Source organism: Pedobacter cryoconitis (assembly GCF_014207135.1).
Taxonomy (GTDB): Bacteria; Bacteroidota; Bacteroidia; order Sphingobacteriales; family Sphingobacteriaceae; genus Pedobacter; species Pedobacter cryoconitis_D.
The window spans coordinates 320,528-341,131 of record NZ_JACHCC010000008.1 but is presented as its reverse complement, the minus strand read 5'-3'; the positions used below and the strand labels follow the sequence as shown (position 1 = coordinate 341,131).

General features: G+C 40.9%; 16 protein-coding genes. 11 read left to right on the top strand and 5 right to left on the bottom strand.

Features of this window, described 5'->3' with window-relative positions; genetic code table 11:
- Nucleotides 1–4 precede the first annotated feature (4 nt).
- From HDF25_RS16685 to HDF25_RS16635, 11 genes are all read left to right on the top strand, one after another.
- Nucleotides 5–1,555 (top strand): RagB/SusD family nutrient uptake outer membrane protein, encoded by a 1,551-nt coding sequence (locus HDF25_RS16685; RefSeq protein WP_260409391.1) that lies wholly within the window; start codon nucleotides 5–7, stop codon nucleotides 1,553–1,555.
- Between the two features lie 11 nt (nucleotides 1,556–1,566).
- Nucleotides 1,567–2,316 carry a hypothetical protein gene (locus HDF25_RS16680; RefSeq protein ID WP_184626766.1) on the top strand — a complete coding sequence of 250 codons (750 nt, stop codon included), beginning with the start codon at nucleotides 1,567–1,569 and terminating at the stop codon, nucleotides 2,314–2,316.
- A 5-nt stretch (nucleotides 2,317–2,321) separates the two neighbouring features.
- Nucleotides 2,322–4,781 (top strand): glycoside hydrolase family 2 protein, encoded by a 2,460-nt coding sequence (locus tag HDF25_RS16675; protein WP_184626764.1) that lies wholly within the window; start codon nucleotides 2,322–2,324, stop codon nucleotides 4,779–4,781.
- A 75-nt stretch (nucleotides 4,782–4,856) separates the two neighbouring features.
- Nucleotides 4,857–7,001: a TIM-barrel domain-containing protein gene (locus HDF25_RS16670; protein ID WP_184626762.1), complete on the top strand. Its 2,145-nt coding sequence runs from the start codon at nucleotides 4,857–4,859 to the stop codon at nucleotides 6,999–7,001.
- Entirely contained in the window at nucleotides 7,001–8,185 is a 1,185-nt protein-coding gene (locus tag HDF25_RS16665; protein WP_184626760.1) for an alginate lyase family protein, read from the top strand. The genes HDF25_RS16670 and HDF25_RS16665 overlap by 1 nt, the downstream gene beginning before the upstream one ends.
- Before the next feature lie 91 nt (nucleotides 8,186–8,276).
- Entirely contained in the window at nucleotides 8,277–9,461 is a 1,185-nt protein-coding gene (locus HDF25_RS16660) for a glycoside hydrolase family 88 protein (protein WP_184626758.1), read from the top strand.
- Nucleotides 9,462–9,524: 63 nt separating this feature from the next.
- On the top strand, nucleotides 9,525–10,310 hold the full coding sequence (locus tag HDF25_RS16655) for a heparin lyase I family protein (RefSeq protein ID WP_184626756.1): 786 nt from the start codon (nucleotides 9,525–9,527) through the stop codon (nucleotides 10,308–10,310).
- Nucleotides 10,311–10,408: 98 nt separating this feature from the next.
- Nucleotides 10,409–11,848 carry an alpha-L-fucosidase gene (locus HDF25_RS16650; protein WP_184626754.1) on the top strand — a complete coding sequence of 480 codons (1,440 nt, stop codon included), beginning with the start codon at nucleotides 10,409–10,411 and terminating at the stop codon, nucleotides 11,846–11,848.
- 5 nt (nucleotides 11,849–11,853) lie between these two features.
- The gene (locus tag HDF25_RS16645; protein WP_260409390.1) at nucleotides 11,854–13,182 is read left to right on the top strand and encodes a polysaccharide lyase 6 family protein; all 1,329 of its coding nucleotides are present in this window, start codon (nucleotides 11,854–11,856) and stop codon (nucleotides 13,180–13,182) included.
- 20 nt (nucleotides 13,183–13,202) lie between these two features.
- Entirely contained in the window at nucleotides 13,203–14,735 is a 1,533-nt protein-coding gene (locus HDF25_RS16640; RefSeq protein ID WP_184626750.1) for a DUF4955 domain-containing protein, read from the top strand.
- Between the two features lie 11 nt (nucleotides 14,736–14,746).
- Nucleotides 14,747–16,171, top strand: a complete 1,425-nt coding sequence (locus HDF25_RS16635; RefSeq protein WP_184626748.1) for a GDSL-type esterase/lipase family protein — start codon at nucleotides 14,747–14,749, stop codon at nucleotides 16,169–16,171.
- On the opposite strand, the gene HDF25_RS16630 is transcribed toward HDF25_RS16635, so the two are convergent.
- From HDF25_RS16630 to HDF25_RS16610, 5 genes are all read right to left on the bottom strand, one after another.
- Nucleotides 16,168–16,380: a hypothetical protein gene (locus HDF25_RS16630; protein ID WP_184626746.1), complete on the bottom strand. Its 213-nt coding sequence runs from the start codon at nucleotides 16,378–16,380 to the stop codon at nucleotides 16,168–16,170. The two genes, HDF25_RS16635 and HDF25_RS16630, sit on opposite strands and share 4 nt — an antisense overlap.
- A gap of 327 nt (nucleotides 16,381–16,707) precedes the next feature.
- The gene (locus tag HDF25_RS16625; RefSeq protein ID WP_184626744.1) at nucleotides 16,708–17,454 is read right to left on the bottom strand and encodes a Cthe_2314 family HEPN domain-containing protein; all 747 of its coding nucleotides are present in this window, start codon (nucleotides 17,452–17,454) and stop codon (nucleotides 16,708–16,710) included.
- 39 nt (nucleotides 17,455–17,493) lie between these two features.
- Nucleotides 17,494–17,940 (bottom strand): hypothetical protein, encoded by a 447-nt coding sequence (locus tag HDF25_RS16620; protein ID WP_184626742.1) that lies wholly within the window; start codon nucleotides 17,938–17,940, stop codon nucleotides 17,494–17,496.
- Nucleotides 17,941–18,481: 541 nt separating this feature from the next.
- Complete coding sequence (locus tag HDF25_RS16615; RefSeq protein WP_184626740.1) at nucleotides 18,482–19,432, bottom strand: hypothetical protein; 951 nt, start codon at nucleotides 19,430–19,432, stop codon at nucleotides 18,482–18,484.
- A gap of 348 nt (nucleotides 19,433–19,780) precedes the next feature.
- Nucleotides 19,781–20,224 carry a hypothetical protein gene (locus HDF25_RS16610; RefSeq protein ID WP_184626738.1) on the bottom strand — a complete coding sequence of 148 codons (444 nt, stop codon included), beginning with the start codon at nucleotides 20,222–20,224 and terminating at the stop codon, nucleotides 19,781–19,783.
- Nucleotides 20,225–20,604: the final 380 nt, after the last annotated feature.

Genomic DNA, 20,604 nt, shown 5'->3' with positions numbered 1-20,604 from the left:
TAAGATGATGATGAAAAAATTAATCGCTATGTCTGCATTAGGCGGAGCGTTATTACTGGGCGGTTGCAAAAAGTTTTTAGATGAACGACCTTTCAACCAGGTTCCATTAACGGAATTTTATAAAAACAGATTTGATGCCGAGTCGGCAATGGCCGGAATGTATTCCGGATTTCAGCAGGAAATGGTAGGTAAGGATCAGTACACGGAAAAATACCTTTATTGGGGAGAATACCGTTCTGATAGCTTCGATAGATTTATCACCTATACCAAAGATTTTATCGATGAGGTAGTGTTGAATGGTTTGACGCCTACCAATCAATTTTCGGATTGGAGCGGCTTATATGCGGTAATTGGCAGGGCCAATAACAACATCAAATATATTCCCCGGGCGGCAAGTCTGGATAATTTGCTGACCCAGGAAACGGTAGACAGCTATCTTTCTCAGGCTTATGCCATGCGTGCAGTGAGTTATTTTTACCTGGTTAGGGTTTGGGGAGATGCCCCCATCAGACTGGAGCCTTTTGTTACTCTGGACCAACCTTCAGAAGAACCAAGGGCAGCAAAAGATAAAGTCATCAATGAAGTGATCATTCCGGATTTGGAGAAAGCCTATGCGCTGGTAAAAAAAGGCGATAGACCCATTGTCTATAATCTTGGGGAAGCAGCCATTTGTGCGACCATGGCTGATGTATACATGTGGAAGAAAGATTATGTAAATGCAATCAAATGGATCAAATTGCTATTTGCAGCAAAATCACCTTCCGGCGCAGTATATGCCGGAGCGAGTGAGGCCAATTTACAGCCTTCTGCTTCCTGGAAAACTTTGTTTACCGCACCGGCAAGTAGCATGGAATCGATATGGAGCATCCATTGGGATTACCTGAAAAATGGTTGTGCCTGTATGCAAACCTCCTGGACTGCTAATAATAAACAAATTGTTATAGATGAAGGCATTTGGGCAACCTGGTTCCAGCCACAAACGCTGGTAACAAGGTCTGCAGACATTAGACCAAGGCAAACGGCGGATGTGTTTTTAGCACAACCAAAACCGAATAGGGATCGTTTCATTAAATGGTATCCAACTGCATCCAATGCCGTAGCTGCTGAGCCATGGCCAGCTGCCAACCAAACTTTACCGGTATTTCTGACTATGTACCGTCTGGGTGACATTTATCTGCTGTACGCAGAGGCCCTGAATGCGACCGGTGATTTGACGAATGCCCTTAAATACCTGAATTATGTACGTAAACGTGCTGTAGTGCCTGAATACCTGCCTAATGATGTTTTGGTGTCTAACCAAATAGCGATGGAAAATACCATTCTCAATGAAAGACAACTCGAACTTTTTGGAGAAGGAAAAAGATGGTTTGATCTGGTTCGTACCAATCATGTGAAACAGGTCATGGATCCTATTCTGAAAAGAAGACAAGCTGCTGCAGGAAATCTTGAAGCACCAGGATTTTTGAATCCTGAAACGAAAGTTTACTGGCCTATACATAGAAATGTATTGAACTCAAATAAGAAATTAATCCAAAACCCTGGTTACACAGATTAAAAGAATAGAGAATGAATAAGATCATATTAATACTGAAAAGGTACGCCTTCGTATTGCTCCTGCCATTATCGGGATGCACATTGTTCGATATGGACATACAAAAGAAATACGATTATGAACATAAAACGCTGGATCCTAATATTAACATAACGGCAAGACAGTTTTTAGAGAATCGTTCCTATGAAAGTCCAATAAACCTCAACGACACGGTTTTTAAATGGATGAGAAAAGGATTGGAATATGCAGAGATCGACCTTGCTGCTTATGAAAAGCAGGGGATGACCTTCATCTTTCTGCACAATGACGCGGTAAGGGTTTGGGATTCCAAAGCTAAAAAAGTGACTGCAGGCATGTGGTTCGATTTTCCTATTGTTACGTTTAAGCCAGGTACTGAAGAGATTTTGAGTACTCGCCCTGCCCTTAAATGGGAGGACTACCCTAAAGAAGACGTGAAGAATTATTTCCTATACCTGATGTTACTGGGAAGCTATAATTTCAATAACATCCGCCTCACGGCTGTGGATGCCCAAACCTTGTTGCCTCCGTTAAGCCTGGCTTCTAAAAAATCTATGCTTGGTACTTATAATGATGGCAAAGGATTCGATCAGGAGGGAAAAATGAGTTTGAGAATTTTGAACAATGATGACCTTGCTCCGATTGAGATTAATAACAAAACTAAAAACAGATCCGGCGGTTATGTGGCAACAAATGCCATTGTACATGTATATGGCGCCACGATTTATCCTTACCGACAACAATAAAATTTATGAGAAGACTGATTCTAGCCATTTTTTGCACGATCCTTTTTAATAATGTATTCGCACAGCGGCATCAGCGTTTAACCCAAAACTGGGAATTCCTGAAGGGGGATCTTGGTGGTATTTATGAAGCTATCAGACCGGTGAAAGCCGGAAACCCGGAAAGTGTACCGGTATGGGATAAGGTTGTTCTTCCGCATTGTTTCAATGCTAAGGATGCCGTAGATCCCGACCTGAACTATTATCAGGGACCAGGGTGGTACCGTACGCAGCTGACGATTAGTAATCCGTATAAAGATGGACGGACGCTGCTGCATTTTGAAGGAGCCGGTCAGAAAACTAAAGTTTATATCTATGATGTTAAAGTAGCCGAGCATGTTGGCGGCTATGATGAATGGACGGCTGACATTACCGATGCGGTAGCAGCTTTCCGTAAAAATCCTTTATTTGAAAAACAGTTTAAAGGAAAGATCCCGGTAGAAATCCGTTGCGACAACTCCCGGGATCTTGAAATGATCCCTTCGGACCTTTCAGATTTTAATGTGTATGGCGGTTTATACCGTTACCTTAATCTGAGTTATGTGCCACAGGTGTCGGCAGAGAAAGTTTTTGCAAGCGCCAGTGTAGATGTAAAAGGGGTATTGGGACAATTAAAAATCAGCAGCCGTTTATTAAACCCTGATGGCGTAGATACCGTATTGGTAAAAATACAGCTGAAAGATCCTCAGGGAAAGGTGGTCAGTAGCTGGCAGAAAGAATTGAAGGCTTTTCATGGTCAAAAAGAGCTTTGGGAAACTTCTTTGAAAAACCCTAAGCTATGGTCTGTAGAAAATCCAAACCTATATACCGTTGAAACCAGTATCATTTCTAAAGGAAATACCGCTGTTCATCAGGAGAAAATAGGATTCAGAAACTTTGAATTTGTGAAGAAAGGTCCTTTTATGCTCGATGGTAAAAGGCTTTTGCTACGCGGAACACACCGCCATGAAGACCATGCGGGGGTAGCTGCAGCAATGACAGAGGATCAGATTCGTGAGGAGATGATCCTGATGAAAAATATGGGAGTTAACTTTATCAGACTTGGTCATTATCAGCAATCCAGAATTGTCCTGGAGCTTTGTGACAGCCTTGGGATTCTGGTATGGGAAGAAATTCCGTGGTGCAGAGGTGGTTTAGGAGGTGATCTTTATAAAAATCAGGCACGTCGTATGCTGACGAATATGGTTGAACAGCATTACAACCACCCTTCAATTATCATCTGGGGAATAGGCAATGAAAATGATTGGCCTGGAGATTTTTCAGAATTTGATCAGCATAAGATCAGAGAATTTATGAAAGAGCTGAACGACCTTTCTCACTGCCTGGATCCTTCCAGAAAAACAGCAATCCGAAGATGTGATTTTTGTAAGGATATTGTAGATGTCTATTCTCCTTCGATCTGGGCAGGATGGTACCGTGGAATTTACACGGAATATGCGGAAGTATCGAAGCAGGAATTTGATAAGGTAGACCATTTCCTTCATGTAGAATGGGGTGGAGATAGTCATGCCGGTCGTCATTCTGAAAATCCGGACAATGCATTGAGCCTGGTAAAAACTGGTATTGGTGCAGACGAGCGTGCCGGTGATGCTTCCTTATTTGGCGGTAGTGCCAGAGTTTCTAAAGACGGTGATTGGAGTGAAAGTTATATGGTTAACCTGATCGACTGGCATTTGAAAGAACAGGAGAATATGCCCTGGTTAACAGGTGCTGCTTACTGGCCATTTAAAGATTTTTCTACGCCTGTCCGTCCGGACAATCCGGTTCCTTATATGAATCAGAAGGGAGTAATCGAACGTGATTTTACCAAAAAGGAAGCTTATTATGTGTTCCAGTCGTACTGGACGAAAGCACCGATGATTCACATCTATGGGCATTCATGGCCGACAAGATGGGGAGGGGCCACAGAACGAAAAATGATTAAGGTATATGCCAATCTCGATGAGGTTGAACTCTTCCTGAATGGAAAAAGTCTGGGTAAGAAAAAGAGAAACAGTCAGGACTTTCCTGCTGCCGGATTAAGGTGGATGTCGACTTTTAATGAGGGTCAGAATACCATCAAAGCTGTAGGTAAGAAAGACGGTCAGGTGTATACAGATGAGATTACCCAGGGCTATCAGACGGCGAAATGGGATAAACCGGCTAGAATGGTTTTAGAAAAAGTGTCTGAAAAAGACGGGGTCGCTTTGATTCGTGTGAAAGTACTGGACAAGAATAATATCTTGTGTTTGGATGCCACAAACTACGTCAGCTTTGGTTTGACAGGTGATGGCACTTTGATCGATGACATGGGCACTGCCCGTGGATCCCGAAAAGTACAGCTCGGAAATGGTTGCGCTGAGATCAGTATCAATATCAATAAAGGAAAGAGTGTTGCGAGTGTGAAAGCTGATGGATTGGAATCTGTATTTGTCGAAATAAAAAATTGAAAATGAAAGTTAACCTGTATTTGTTGTTAGGAGCCTTGTCCATATCGGTTAGTAGCCGTTAAAAATTAAATCGTGATGTTTAAAAAACTGGTTATTTACACTGCATTCTTATTGACCTACATGTATTTGAATGCGCAGGAAATTAAATGGGAGCCGGTGGCTCCTGGAATTTGGAAGGGAACCGTTGGCAGACCTGAAAATTATAATTTATTAACGGCTTCGGCTGCGAAGCCTTATCTGGAAGGGCTGAACAAATTGGGGGATGCAGTTTTCCCGATGCCGCAACGGGAAGTAGTTGCGCAGCTGAGGGATGGTAAAACTTACCTTCGCTTTCCGCTGAAGCAGAAGGAGCAGTTGTATGGCTTTGGTTTGAACTTTCAAACAGTACACCAACGCGGAAAGATTTTGGAACTGCATGCCGATCATTTTGGTGGTAAAGACAATGGCCGTACCCATGCGCCAACTCCTTTTTATGTGTCTTCTGAAGGCTATGGGGTATTCATCAATTCTGCCCGTTACCTGAAAATATTTGCAGGGTCCGCAGTAAGAAGAGATAGTGAAAATGCACCGGTAGCTAAAGACCGGAATACCGATAAAACCTGGTCTTCCCGTCCTTACTCGGATGCGGTAGAAGTGCTTGTTCCAGCAGAAGGGGTAGAGTTTTACGTTTTTGCAGGCCCAACTTCCTTAAATGCGGTAAGCCGTTACAACTTATTCAATGGTGGCGGCCCTTTGCCTCCCCGCTGGGGCCTGGGCTTTACGCAAAGGGTAAAAACCCTTTATACCGCTGCAGATGTAGAGAAAGAAACGAAAGCGTTTGAAGATAAAGGATTCCCACTGGATTATATTGGTCTGGAACCGGGATGGCAAAGCAAAGCTTATCCTTGTTCTTTTGAATGGGATAAAAGCAGGTATCCGGATCCTTCCGGATTCGTGGCCGATATGCTTAAAAAAGGAATCCGCCTGAACCTGTGGACCAATCCTTATGTTTCTCCGGAGTCACCAATCTTTAAAGCGATTAAGCCTTTTACCGGCGACCATACCGTATGGTTAGGCGCAGTGCCAGACCTGACCATGCCGGAAGCCCAAAAGATCCTCTTTGGTCAATTGAAAAAAAGTCAGGTTGATATTGGCATCAGTGGCTATAAGTTTGATGAAGTGGATGGTTATGACCATTATTTATGGCCTGATGTCACTACTTTCCCTTCGGGACACAGTGCAGAGCAATTGAGGCAGACTTACGGTCTGTTGATGCAACGATACAGTATGGATATGTTCCATGAAAAGAACCAGCGTACTTACGGTTTGGTGCGTGGCTCTAATGGTGGCGGGACTTCTTTCCCTTATGTGATCTATAACGATTATTACAACCATGAAGATTTTATCACTGCCTTAATCAACAGTGGTTTCACTGGAGTGCTGTGGACGCCAGAAGCCAGGGCTTCTAAAACTGCTGAAGAGTGGTTGCGCAGAATGCAGTCGGTCGTGTTTTCACCAATGGCGATGATCAATGCCTGGTCTACCGGAACAAAACCTTGGTCTTATCCGGAAGTAGAAAAACAAGTGAAAGACATGGCGCTATTGCGTATGCAGATGATGCCATACTGGTATAGTGAGTTCGCTAAATATCATTTTCAGGGCATTCCGCCGTTTCGGGCGATGAACCTGGAAGCCGGTTTTGCTTCTGGCGTAGAGAAAGAATTGAAAACCACTAATCTGGAAGAAAATCCTTATGTGGAGGCGCTGGGCAAGGAAGTGAAAGATCAATATATGGCGGGTGAGTATTTACTGGTTGCCCCAATGTTTGCGGGGAAACCGACACGTACGGTGATTCTTCCAAAGGGAAAATGGTTTGACTTCTATACTGGCGAGTTTGCCGGAGATGGAACGGTCATCACCGTGACTCCCGGATTAGACCGTATTCCGGTATATGTGAAAGATGGGGGGATTGTCCCAATGGGTCCTGCATTGATGCACGCACCTAAATCTGGAGATAAAATTGACCTGGAGATCAGGTATTACGGTCATAAACCGGGTACTTACCAGCTTTATGATGATGATGGCGAGACTTTTAATTATGAAAAGGGCGCCTTTAGCTTCCGTGATATTAAAGTGGAGCGTACAAAAGACGGGAAATTGAAAACCTCCATATCAGCAGCCCAAAAAGGGAAACCGAATACCCTCAATAAGATCAGTTTTAAAGCAATGACAAATCTATAATGATGAAGAAAATAATTCTGAAGGTTTTTACAGGGATATTGCTATTGGTTGGCTTTGTTGGCCATGCTAAGGAAAATCCGGTAAAAGATGAGATCAAAAAACAAGCGGAACTGACTTTAAGAAAGACAGTGCTGGTAGCAGCAAAATGGGCCATGCAACAAAAGCCGGTAACGGTTACTGCAGAAAGTTCATCGAGATCTGCCGGTGGTCTTCATGATTTTTTCTCTGAAGGGGACTATTGGTGGCCAGATCCTAAAAATCCGGATGGGCCTTATATTCAGCGTGATGGGATGACGAATCCTGAAAACTTTGTTGCACATCGTTTGGCGATGATCCGGTTTAGTAAAATTATTGGTGCATTGGCCTCCGCTTATCGCCTGACCGGTGAAGAGCAATATGCAAAACAAGCCTCTGTTCATTTGAAAGCCTGGTTTATCAGTCAGGGAACTAAGATGAATCCTAGCCTGCAATTTGCGCAAGCCATCAAGGGCAGATTCACCGGCCGTGGTATTGGAATCATCGACACGATTCAGCTGATGGAAGTTGCTCAGGGTGTCCTTGTGATGCAGAAAGTACTGAATAAAGAATTGGTTAATGGCGTGAAGGATTGGTTTTCGGAATACCTGAACTGGCTCATGACACATTCTTATGGTAAAGATGAGATGAAAGCGGAAAACAACCATGGTACCTGCTTCACCATGCAGCTGGCTTCATTTGCCAAACTTACCAGAAATCAGCAACTGCTGGATTTCGCTAAGGATCGCTATAAAAAAGTACTCTTACCGAACCAGATGGCCGCTGATGGTAGTTTCCCAAGGGAGTTGTCACGTACCAAACCTTATGGTTATTCTGTATTTAACCTGGATGCAATGACTACCCTTTGTCAGATTCTTTCTACTCCTTCTGATAACCTTTGGACTTACGAAACTACCGATGGAAAATCCATTAAAAAAGGAGTGACGTATTTCTACCCCTTTGTAAAAGATAAAAGTAAATGGCCTTTAAAGCCTGATGTGATGCATTGGGAGAATTGGCCGGTCGCACAACCTTTCTTAATTTTTGCTGCTGATGCTTTTCAGCAGAAAGAATGGTTGCAAACCTGGCAGAAACTGGATCATGAGCCAACAGTAGAAGAGGTGATTAGGAACTTGCCGGTTCGCAATCCATTGATCTGGCTCAATTAGCCGGCTTTTATATTGCTCTCGTTGGCCCTGACCACTGGTTATAGTTTTAGTCAGGTGGCAAAAAAATTATTGTCTATAAAATATTAGAATTATGAAAAGATACTTTTTTACTGTATTAGCTCTTTCACTGCTGCATACCAGCACTTCTGCCCAAAAGCCGAATGTTAAAAAGGTATTTAAGCTTGCTGCCGAACAAACGGAATACATGTTGAAGCAGGTTGATGAAGCGAAGCACCATTCCGGAAATCCGGCATTGGTTTCGCCCAGAACTACAGAAAATGGAAAACTGAGGCTGGTGGCTTCAAAGGATTGGACGAGTGGTTTCTTTCCGGGAGTGCTTTGGTTTTTATATGAATACAACCATCAGCAGGAATGGATGAAGGAGGCTAAAAAGTTCTCTGCACCTATTGAAAAGGAAAAACTGAATGGCACGACTCATGATATGGGATTCAAGGTGTATTGTAGCATTGGTACAGGATACCGGATACTAAAAGATGCCCATTATAAAGAGGTCATTTTGGAATCAGCAAAGAAGCTGGCGACACGCTTTAACCCTAAAACAGGGGTGATTTTATCCTGGGATCACAGTCGGGATAAATGGGTAAACCCAGTGATTATCGACAATATGATGAACCTGGAATTACTGTTCGAAGCGACAAAATTAGGCGGGGATTCTACCTATTATAGGATTGCGGTGAGCCATGCCAATACGACTATGAAGAACCATTTTCGCCCGGATTACAGTTCTTACCATGTGATTGACTACGATCCTCAAACCGGAGTAGTTTTGAAAAAGAATACACATCAGGGATATAGCCATGAGTCGGCCTGGTCGAGAGGACAGGGATGGGCTTTGTATGGTTATACAATGTGTTACCGTTTCACTAAAGATCCGGTTTATTTAAGGCAGGCGGAAAACATTGCTGCTTTTATCCTGAATCATCCAAATATGCCAAAGGATCTGGTTCCTTACTGGGACTTCAATGCGCCAAATATTCCTAATGAACCCCGTGATGTTTCTGCGGCAGCTGTGATTGCTTCTGCTCTGTATGAATTGAGTGAGTATAGTGATCAAAAGAAAGTATACCTGGAAAAAGCAAACCTGATGATGAATAGCATGGCCAACAAATACACGGCTCCTGTAGGTACAAATGGTGGATTTATCCTGATCGGCAGCACGGGTTCTAAACCTTCCAATTCTGAAGTGGATGTACCACTTTCTTATGCGGATTATTACTATATGGAAGCCCTACACAGAGTGAATCAGCTGAAATAAGCTTCTTTTCGCGGTAGGCACTAACAAGAATTAACCAAATACTTAACCCTATAAATAAACTTTATGAAAAAGAATCAAATGATGCTTGTGGTGCTGATGAGTGGGACTGTGTTATTGTCTAACTGTAAAAAAGGAGCAGAAAAGGTGGAGGAGAACCCCCTTCATGCAAAGACCCTGGAAAGTACGTCCGGAGATGTTCAGACTAGTTCTGTGCTGTTTAACGGAGATGCCAGCAATGGCTCGGCCAAAGTCTGGAAAAACATCAATATCGAAGGCACGGGAGCGGTAAGCACGTTGACGGATGAAACGGGCGTGTTGACCTGGAAGTTTCTAAAGCCTTTAAACAGCCATAGAACGGAGGGACATGGGGCGCAGAACTACCAGGCCGTAGAAGGAGATGAGATCTATATCGGCTGGACGAGTAAATTGCTGATTCCCTCAGATTTAAAAACAGAAGCGATTTTTCAATGGAAATCTTATCCTACGGATGGCGCTCTTCAAAACCACCCTTTAATGCTGAGGACGAAAAGCGGCAAACTGGAGCTTCAACATTTTGACGATAATCATGTAGCCACGGTGCCATGGTCGATCAACTTACCGGTGAATACCTGGATGAGCTTTGTGATCCGCATGAAAGTTTCGCGTGATGCGAGTGTCGGCTTTATTGAATTCTGGTACAATGGCGTGAAACAAACGCTCGCCAATGGTACACAAAGGCTGACTTGCAGAACGCTGGATGTAGCTGACTGTGATCCTAAATGGGGTGTTTATGGCGGTGATACCGCTGCGGTTACGCATTACGTGAAAAAGATCAGGATCGGTACAACTTATGCTGATGCTGCGCAATAAGTTGCGTTTTCAGGATAATGTTGCTGAAACAGAAGCTAATTGAAGAGATGACAAATATGCCCTACATTAGGAGACCAAACCAAATATTCAAAACCGTTATGCGTAAAATATCTTTATTGCTACTTATAGCATTTTCTTTTTTTATCCAGCTGGCTCATGGTCAGCGTACCCTCTCTAAAGATGAGCGGATGGCCTGGTGGAGAGAAGCCAAATTTGGCATGTTTATCCACTGGGGAGTTTACGCGCAGTTTGCCGGAGTATATAAGGGACAGGAGCAACGCCGTGGTGGCGCAGAATGGATCATGAACAGATCTAAGATTCCGGTTTCGGAGTATCAGGAAATGGCAAAAAGCTTTAATCCGGTGAAGTATGATCCGGATGCCTGGGTGAGAATGGCGAAAGATGCAGGTATGAAGTACCTGATTATCACCGCTAAACATCATGATGGTTTCGCCTTGTTCAATTCTAAAGCCAGTAAATGGGACATCACTGATGCTACACCTTATGGTAAAGACCTATTGAAGCCACTGGCCGAGGCTTGTAAGAAATACGGCATTAAGCTGGGTTTCTATTATTCTCAGGCGCAGGATTGGAACAATCCAGGAGGTTCGGCAGCGAGAAAAGAAATGAGAGAGGGATGGGCAAATCCTGATTCTACAAAGATTGACGCTTATACCCTTGCAAATAAAGGACATTGGGATCCTGCACAGCAGACCAAAACTTTTGATCAGTATATTGATGAGGTAGCTGTTCCACAGGTAAAAGAACTGTTGACGAACTATGGTGACATCGCTGTACTTTGGTGGGATACCCCAACAAATATGACCGATGAAGCGGCTTTAAAACTTCAGGATGTGCTAAAAATACAACCACATATCATTACCAACGACCGTTTGAAAAGACCTAATTTCCCTGGAGACACTAAAACTCCGGAGCAAAAGATTCCAAATCAGGCAGAACTGGATGGCATGGATTGGGAAACTTGTATGACAATGAATGGTACCTGGGGATTCCGTACTTCCGACCATAAATGGAAATCCAGTGAAACACTGATCCGCAATTTGTCGGACATTGCTTCAAAAGGTGGAAATTACCTGTTGAATGTAGGTCCTAAGCCTGATGGTACTTTTCCTGAGGAAAGTGTTCAACGGTTAAGTGATATTGGAAAGTGGATGAAAGTGAATAGTGAAGCGATTTATGGAACGAAATCCAGCCCATTGGCACCATTGGATTGGGGCCGTTGCACGAAGAAAGAAGGTGAAAAAGGCACTGTGCTTTATTTTTCAGTGTTCAACTGGCCTAAAGATGGGCAGTTGTTGATCCCTGGGGTAAAGAATAAGGTGTTATCGGCATCACTTTTAGCGAAGGGCAAGGGCAAAATCAGTACTGAGACAAAAGGTGGAGATCTGTTGATCCGTGTTCCTGAAATAGCACCTGATGCGGTGGCGGCTGTGATTCGTGTGGAATTTGAAGGAAGGATCGACCATCAGCGTGCTGATCTCCCTAAGAAAGAAATGAAAACCGGTGCATTAGATTAATGTTGATGAGTTATAAAGTTATATTTTTCAGTGTTGCGCTATTTTTTATCATAGCCTCCGGCGCCGAGGCAAAAGATTATCACATCCGTTCTGCAAAAGAACTGGACGCTTTAACCTTAGCTCCCGGCGACAGGATCCTTCTTGAGGAAGGCGAATGGAAGGATCAGCAAATTGTTTTTAAAGGCAATGGGACCAAAGCGCGTCCCATTGTTTTAACTACCCTACATCCAGGAAAAGTAGTGTTGAATGGAAGTTCCAGTCTGCAGATCGATGGTTCCTGGTTGGTGGTTGACGGATTGTCCTTTGCCAATGGCTTTTTGACTGCCGGTGATGTTATCGGCTTCTCGGAACAATCTTCCTGGTGCAGGCTAACGAATACCGCTGTTGTGGATTACAACAACGCGGATGAAAAGGTGGATTACCGATGGGTTTCCTTAAGGGGAAGCCATCACCGTGTAGACCATTGCTTTTTCAAAGGTAAGCGCCATCAGGGGGTAACGATGGTTGTGTGGCTTTCGGAAAAACCGAATTACCATCAGATTGACCATAATTATTTTGGCCCACGCCCGGAGCTGGGCAGGAATGGGGGAGAGACCATCAGGATCGGTACCAGTACCTGGTCGATGTATGATTCTTTTACCACTGTGGAGCAGAATATTTTTGAACATTGTAATGGCGAACTGGAAGCGCTTTCCAATAAATCAGGGAAGAATACCATCCGTAACAACCTTTTTTATGAGTGTAAGGCGACGCTTACGCTGAGACATGGCAATCATTCCGAAGTCTATGGGAACTTCTTTCTGGGCAACGGAAAGCCTGGAACAGGTGGGGTAAGGATCATTGGAGAAGGTCATCGTGTGCATGACAATTACTTTCAGGATTTAACCGGAAAGAGTGTTAGCGCGGCTATTTCTGTCATGGCTGGATTACCTAATCCTATTTTAACGAGTCATTGGCAGGTGAAAAATGCGGTGATTACAGACAACCTGATCGTCAATTGTACAGAACCTTTCGCGATTGCTGCGGGTTATAATCCTCAGAGATACCTTCCTGCATTAAATACTGTTTTTGCGAAGAACATCATGGTGAGCGATGTGTCTCCCTTGAAATGGTATGATGAAAAGGTGTCTATAAACTTTGAAGGGAATGAGATTTTCAGTAAATCCTACCATGCTGCGCAAATGAAAGGCTTTGCGTTGGAAAGTCAGCTGCTGAATAAAATGGGGAATGGTTTGTACCTAAAACCTGGGCAGGCGGCATTTAAACCATTCTGGGAGCAGGAAAAGATTGGCCCTTCCTGGTCTAAAATGAACACTTATTTTCCTCTTTTTTAATTGTTATATCTTGTATCCTTATGAAAAGAACTATCCTTATTCCTTTACTATGTATGGCTATCGCCAGTAAAGCACAGAATGTCGCGCCCTTGTGGACGGACTTTGTGCAGGCAAAAAAGCAGGGAAAAACGCCTGTCCTTCCGGATTTCTCTTATGCCGGATACCACTGGTCTGAAAAGAACCTGCCTGATTTGTCGGGCAAGAAAGTATTTAAGGTGGATGATTACGGGGCGATTCCCAATGATGAGGGTTATGATGATGATGCTATTCAGAAAGCGGTGGATGCAGCGGAAGCCAACCCTGGAGGTGGAATTGTACAGTTCTCCCGGGGCAAGTACCTGATTGCCGCGGATAATGATTCGACGAAACAGATTAGGATTAGTAAAAGCGGTATCGTATTGAAAGGTGCTGGTAGTACTGCGGGAGGAACTGAAATTTATCAGGCGAATATGCGGATTCATGGTCGCCAGTTCTTGTTTCAACCGGCAGCCGGAGGACAGAAAAAATTAACCACTATTGTGGCCGGTGCAGGAAGGGAAACCTATGCCCTGATGGTTCAGGATGTGAAAAAGTTAAAGGTGGGTCAGGATGTGGTGATCCGACACCGGACGGAAGAATTTACGAAGTTGTATTTTGCGCCCCTCGACTTAAAACCACAATGGACAAGGTTGTTTGGCAATCCTGGAGGAATGCAGATTTATGAGATTCATACCATCGAAAAGATTGAAGGAAATCAGGTGACTTTTAAGAATCCGATTCACTTGGATATTCAAATGGTGAAGAGTGGCAGCTGGGATATAGAAAATTATAATTCTATCTCTGAATGTGGTGTGGAGGATATTTTGTTCTCCAGCAACTGGAAAAATTACCCTGAGGAATTCATCCATCATAAGAATCAGATTCATGATTATGCCTATGAGGCGGTTGGAATGGAATACCTCAAGGATAGCTGGATCAGGAATTGTGAGTTTCATGATCTCAATGAGGGGGTTTTTATCCGTTCCGGGTATCGCATCACCATCGAAAACACGCATTTTAGAGGCAAAAAGGGGCATGCGTCCATACATGCACGTACCGGATATGGGGTGTTGATCAGAAATTGTTCTTTCAATGGGGCGCATCATCATGGTGCAGGAACAGGCTATAGTGCGGTGGGAACGGTCATCACGAAATGTAGTTTAGGGCAGGATCAGAACTTTGACATTCATTCGGGACAGCCTTATGCAACGCTTTACGATGACATTAAAGGTGGAGTTTTCTATAATCTTGGTGGCCCTGAAGGGGGGCATCCGCATCACGGTAAGGAATTGGTGCTGTGGAATTTTCAGCATGAATCGGTGAAAGATCAGCATTACAATTTCTGGGATATGAGCAGGAGAAGGAATTATACGATTGCTGCGCCTATTTTAGTTGGCTTTACTTCGGATAGGGCGGTGACTTTTGAAAAGGCAGGTGTCAATGAGTCGCAGGGAAAACGCGTGTTGCCATTATCTTTATTTGAGGCACAGCTGGAGTTGAGGCAGAAAGGAACCAACATCGCACAGACCAAATAAAACTGATTTACATGAATATTTTCTTTAAGCTGCTCTTTATATGTTTGTTTCTAGGGCTTGGGAATGAGGGGGATGCACAGTCGAAAACCCGTGTTGTATGTGTAGGAAACAGCATTACTTTTGGTTCTGGTTTGAAAGACCCTGCAAAGGAATCTTATCCTGCGCAATTGCAGGCCTTACTTGGTCCCGCTTATGAGGTCTTGAATTTTGGTGTAAGCGGTGCGACCATGCTTAAAAATGGGAATAAGCCTTATTGGAAAACGCCGGAGTACCAACAAGTGTTGAACTCCAGTCCGAATCTGGTTTTTATCAAGCTGGGGACGAATGACAGCAAGCAGATCAATAGGGCGCAAATGGTCAATTTTGTAAAGGACTATAAAGAGATGATCCATATTTTTCGGGGATTAACGTCAAGGCCAAGGGTGGTTTTACTGCTTCCTGTTAAAGCATTTTCTGATACGCAATTTGGGATTTCCGGGACTTATCTCAGGGATAGCCTGATGCCTTCGGTACAAAAAATTGCTTATGAAGAAGATTTGGAGCTGATTGATCTTTATTCCTTGTTTTCGGATAAGGAGGCTTTACTGGCGGATAAGATTCATCCCAATGCCCTTGGAGACTGCTTTATTGCGGAGCGTTTAAAAGCCTTTATCCTTCAGCCAACAAAAGCGGGAAAAGACTTTTCGGGGCAGCTCAAAATGGAGGTCAAAAAGAATTCATTTTTTGGCTATGAGGAACTGAGTTTTCTTTTTAAGGGTCGTAAGGCTAAAATTGTAAGGCCAAAGCTGGTGGCAAAGGGAATGCCCTGGATTTGGAGGGCAAGATTTTATGGCCATGAGCCACAAACGGATATTGCTTTGCTGGAACGCGGTTTTCATGTCGTTTATTGCGATGTTGCGGAGTTGTTTGGAAATCAGGAATCCATTGCAATCTGGAATGATTTTTACGCTTATTTAAGGAAGATGGGTTTCGCGCAAAAGGCGGTTATGGAAGGAATGAGCAGAGGTGGGGTGTATGTGTACAATTGGGCGGCAGCTAATCCTGAAAAGGTGGCCTGTGTGTACGCCGATAATCCGGTATTAGACCTTAAAAGCTGGCCCGGTGGAAAAGGTAAGGGGCCTGGAAGCAAAGAGAACTGGGCATTATTTTTAAAAGATTATGGTTTTCAGGAGGAGTCAGAAGCTGTGGGCTTTAAAGGCAGCCCGATAGATCAGATTGCGGCCATAGTGAAGGGTAAGTATCCGATGTTGCACGTTTGTGGAGATCTTGATGAAGTGGTTCCGATGGCAGAAAACAGCCTTCCTTTTGTAGAGAAAATAAAGGCTGCGGGTGGAAATATTCAGTTGATCCATAAGCCAGAAGGCAAACATCATCCACATAGTCTTCCCAATCCGCAATCTATTGTTGACTTTATTTTGAAAGCTACAGGATACTAATTCCGGTGACTAAAATCAGGAATGGTATTTCCTTGTTCATCAGGATGGTAGGTAATGCTGCCATCTTTGTTGACTACACTTTGTTTATCGCCACTCAACATCATGGTTTTAATGTTCAGAGCATGCAGGTCGGTAATGGCTTGTTTAGCATCTGCTTTTATTTCATTTGCAATGGTCACGTAGCCGGCAAATTTTTGATCGATAGCCATCACGACTACAGAGGTCACAATGGCATCTACGGCTGCAGGATAGAGGATTTTGACATCCTTTGAAAAGCAAAACCCCTACAAACGATAGTTTGTAGGGGTTTATACGTTTTGATCTAAAATCTTGTGATCCCGCTGGGATTCGAACCTAGTTCAAATATCAGCGTTTAAATAGTATTTATGGAGGTTTTTAAATTCGACTCACCGAATCGCTCACCATTTATTTTGATACGTTTTAGCTGCAATTGCTACAATTAAAAATATGAGAAAAAAGTATTAAATCCTAATCACATTGGTAATATTGAATAAAATACATCAACCGTTTTGTTGTTACGTATTGATTTCAATTGTCTTATTAGGTAGCTGTTGAATAAGTTCTAATGCACAAAAAAGAGCTTCGATACATTGAGGTAGACTCTTTGTAATCTTATCCCTGTACCCCTGGACTTTAGAAAGTAATTTATTTAATTTCTTTTCATTAGTGTAGTATTTATTTCTTTCCCAGAAGAGTTCCGTTCCCATGCTACAATTATGTACAATATCATGCCTCATTCTAAAGGTATAATTAAAAGATTCATAACTCTTCTTTAATTGAAGATATGGCTCACAATTTTTATAGATTTCTGGTAAATTCTTTAAAACACCTCCCGTGTAGACTTTTTTAGCTTCGATACCAGTGAAGAAGTAAATCCACAGAAAATCACCTATTCTATCCCAAAACTGATATATGCTTTGATATCCAAAGCTTACATGCATTATATATCTACGGTCTATTATGGATGAAGTAAAATCCTTCGGTTCTTTAGTTGTATATGGAAATAAATAATGTAGCATTCCAGCACAGAATTTTATATCGCCTGATAGCATTACAAAATCATCATACATCTTAAAATCTGAGGTATCAAATGAATTTAATGTATTCTTTGATCTAGTAACATCTGTAAAATATGATATGAAATTTTTGTCGTTCCATCGAGAACTTGTTTCTTCGTAATAATCGTCAATCGAGACTAACTTGAGTTTTTTATAAACTTCAAATAACTGATCTGTATGATCTAGGTATGATTGAATATCCATTTACATAATATGATTTTGTGAGTCATTAAATACATGGCATTAAATATTTGCTTTTTCTATTTCTTTAATGTCATTAATATCGAAATCAGACCATTCTTTGGTATTGTAATTTTTAGAAACTAACTTTTTATTTATATTATTCTCATACATGTCGTTCAGGAAACTTAGAAGGCTTTGGATCTCTTGTGATTTTTCCAATTTTTCGTTATTTATGACTAAGGAACCGAAGTTTTTAAGCATCTTAACAGGAGAATATTCTGGTTTGTGTAGACCAAGTATATACTCTTCTAAATCTACACAGTAACTAATAATGTATATTTGATCAGCATTGCTTGCCTCATCGAGTAATTGCTTGATATCAAAATTAATTCTATTTGCAAATCTACGTTCTGCTCCAATAATATAGGGAAAGGTTAATCCATACATGCCTTCTGTAGTGCACCATGTATCAATCATTTTTTGCCATAATGGATTTTTAGCTTTCATATTAGATTAAGTTGGAATATCTGTTTTTTTGAGAAGGATATAAATCCGATTAAGAATCATTAACATAGTTAGAAAAAAAATAATTAGTAAAAAATAGATTAAAGCAGTTAATACGTAATTAAAAATCATCATCCATTGAGCGCAGTAATTTTTAGGAAGGTATGAATAGGCCAATAAACATATTAGAAGAAACAACGATATCAAAATATTAAAAGAGATATTAATATGAACTTCCTTGATGAAAATCTTTTTTAATGTACCTGATTCTGATTTCGGCAATTGGTTTTGGGTATCTTTTATTAATTTATCCATCAGTCCATAAATAATTGCAAGCAGATTAAATAAAAATCCTCCTATGATTGAGACGGCTGTTATTAATTCCGCAATATGATTATCGACTTTGATTTTAAAATATGAGAGGGTGATGCTGATCAGTAATGGGAACAGAAAAAATAATAGAAAATCTCCGGTAGAGATTTTTTTTGCCGGAGTATCGATTCTTCTTAATGTGATAAGATGATCATTAATGATATTGTAAAAATTAATTCGATGAAACATTTGGCTTTAAGGTTAGCATATCTGTTATTAAACTTTCTGACACATTCACTAACGATGCTATCGTTGGTTCCCCGTCAACAAGTTCCAAATCGTTAGAAATTTCTACGTCAGGTTGAGTACGACTTTTAGCAAAAACATGAAAGGTTTTCTTCTTTCCATTTAATTCCAGTTCAAACTCAACTTCATCCAAGCTGTCTATTCCTTCTAATTCAATAAGACTTTCTTTTTTATAATCTCTACGATACAGTTCCTTGACAAGGTCTTTCCAATATTTCCCTAAAGAAGGGGCACTTACTGAAGTCGTTAAAGTGCCTCTTTCTTTTTTTAATCCCTTAGAATACAATTCATCGATAGTACTTGGTATAGTTTTTTTGATAAAATCAATATTTTTCAAACTTCCTTCACTCATCATTCGGTCAAATACTCTACCATTCAAAAGATTATTTATTGTAGCTGAGAATTTAAGATAGGCCTTATCTTTTAAAAATTGATTTAAAGCTTTTTGAATCAGTCCCTTTGCTCCTAAATCACGCTTTTTTTGGATAATAAGATAACCGTAATTCTTATCCCTTGGTAACTGAAGATAGAAGAATAGGTTCCTAAAAGTAATATGTTTCTCCGGATTAGATTCAAAGGTAGTGGCTCTTTCACCTTCTGTTCTCACTTTATATTTATCCCCACCCACACCGCTCGAAAGATATCCATAAAATATCCTTTTATCTTTGTCGGCAGTTACAGGTTCGTCAAGAGTGAGATGAAGTACAGTCTGATCTTGATATGAATGTGTTTTTTTTACATTTGTGTAAATATCTTCCATGAATAAATTGAAGAAATCAAAAAAATCTTCATTTGCATTAAATTTACTCAGCAATACTTCAGTTCTTTCTTCGAAGACACTCAATTTATATGTAGACAAATAGATTTTTTGAGCCATTTTTAGATATTTGGTTTTAAGAGGTTTACGTAAAGTTAAAAGATTATTATTAAATAAATATGCTTACATCTATTTAAACTATCTGATAATCAAACTCGTTGAGTCAGGGCACCCATTTAGATATGTTTATTTATCATTAATTTTTGAATAACGATGGGAAATTAAGATCATAAAATGTTATCATTCGCAAATCTTGGTCTTGATTTATCTCTGAGATCACGTTCTTATATTCCTCAGGTTTAGAAAATTTCACTCGATTTTTTATCAATTGATAGAATCTAAGTTCATTCTCTTCAAAATCATACTCAATATAGAAAATCTCTTGTAAGTCACAATTTTTAGCTATAATTAGCTGACAAGGCTCTCTTCAAAAAGGCATACGTTAAATAATAAATATCCATTTACTGAGTAAATAAATATTTTGTGGCAATTAGGTCTTTGGCTTGATAATACAGGAAATCCGGATATATCTTTTCCGTAATTTACATAGCTTATCCAACCTGGAGCAGTCAATCGCTTGACTTGATAACCTTTGCCATCCACATAAGGAGTAATAATTTTATCAAAATTTTTTCCAGTTAATATGTCTTTTTTGAATGTATCAAATCTTTTATGCTGTCCGAAATCTTGCCCCTTTAACTCACAAAGAAACTCAAATCCTATTTTTGCACATAAAACGTTATACCGCTTTAAAGACCAGTAATAATGTATAATCATATTACTCATGGCATTTGAATCTCCAATGATAAGCTGGTGATTTTGATTCGAGCCTACTTTAGAGATTTTTTCCAATAGCCTAATTTTATCATTGGAATTCTTTGCGATTAAAATAACTTTTTTTTTATGTAGAAATAATCTTGGACTAAAATCTTTAGGAAGAACTTCCGTTATATATTCGGAAAATTCGTTAGAATCAACTTTTTCCTTAAATAAGCTTCAATCTTAAAAAGTTCATTACTGCCTTTTTTTTCAGTTTTTTCATAAAAAAATAATAAAGATTTGCCAATTTCATTGACTAATATCTGTGTATCTAATAAATCCTCTACATAATCGTGATTTACCACTACCCACCCAAATTTTACTCACCTAATTGCTCACCTTTTTATTGTGATTAATTAGATGGTTTGGGGTTTTCCGGTAAACAAAAAAGCTTGCGATCATTTGATTTGCAA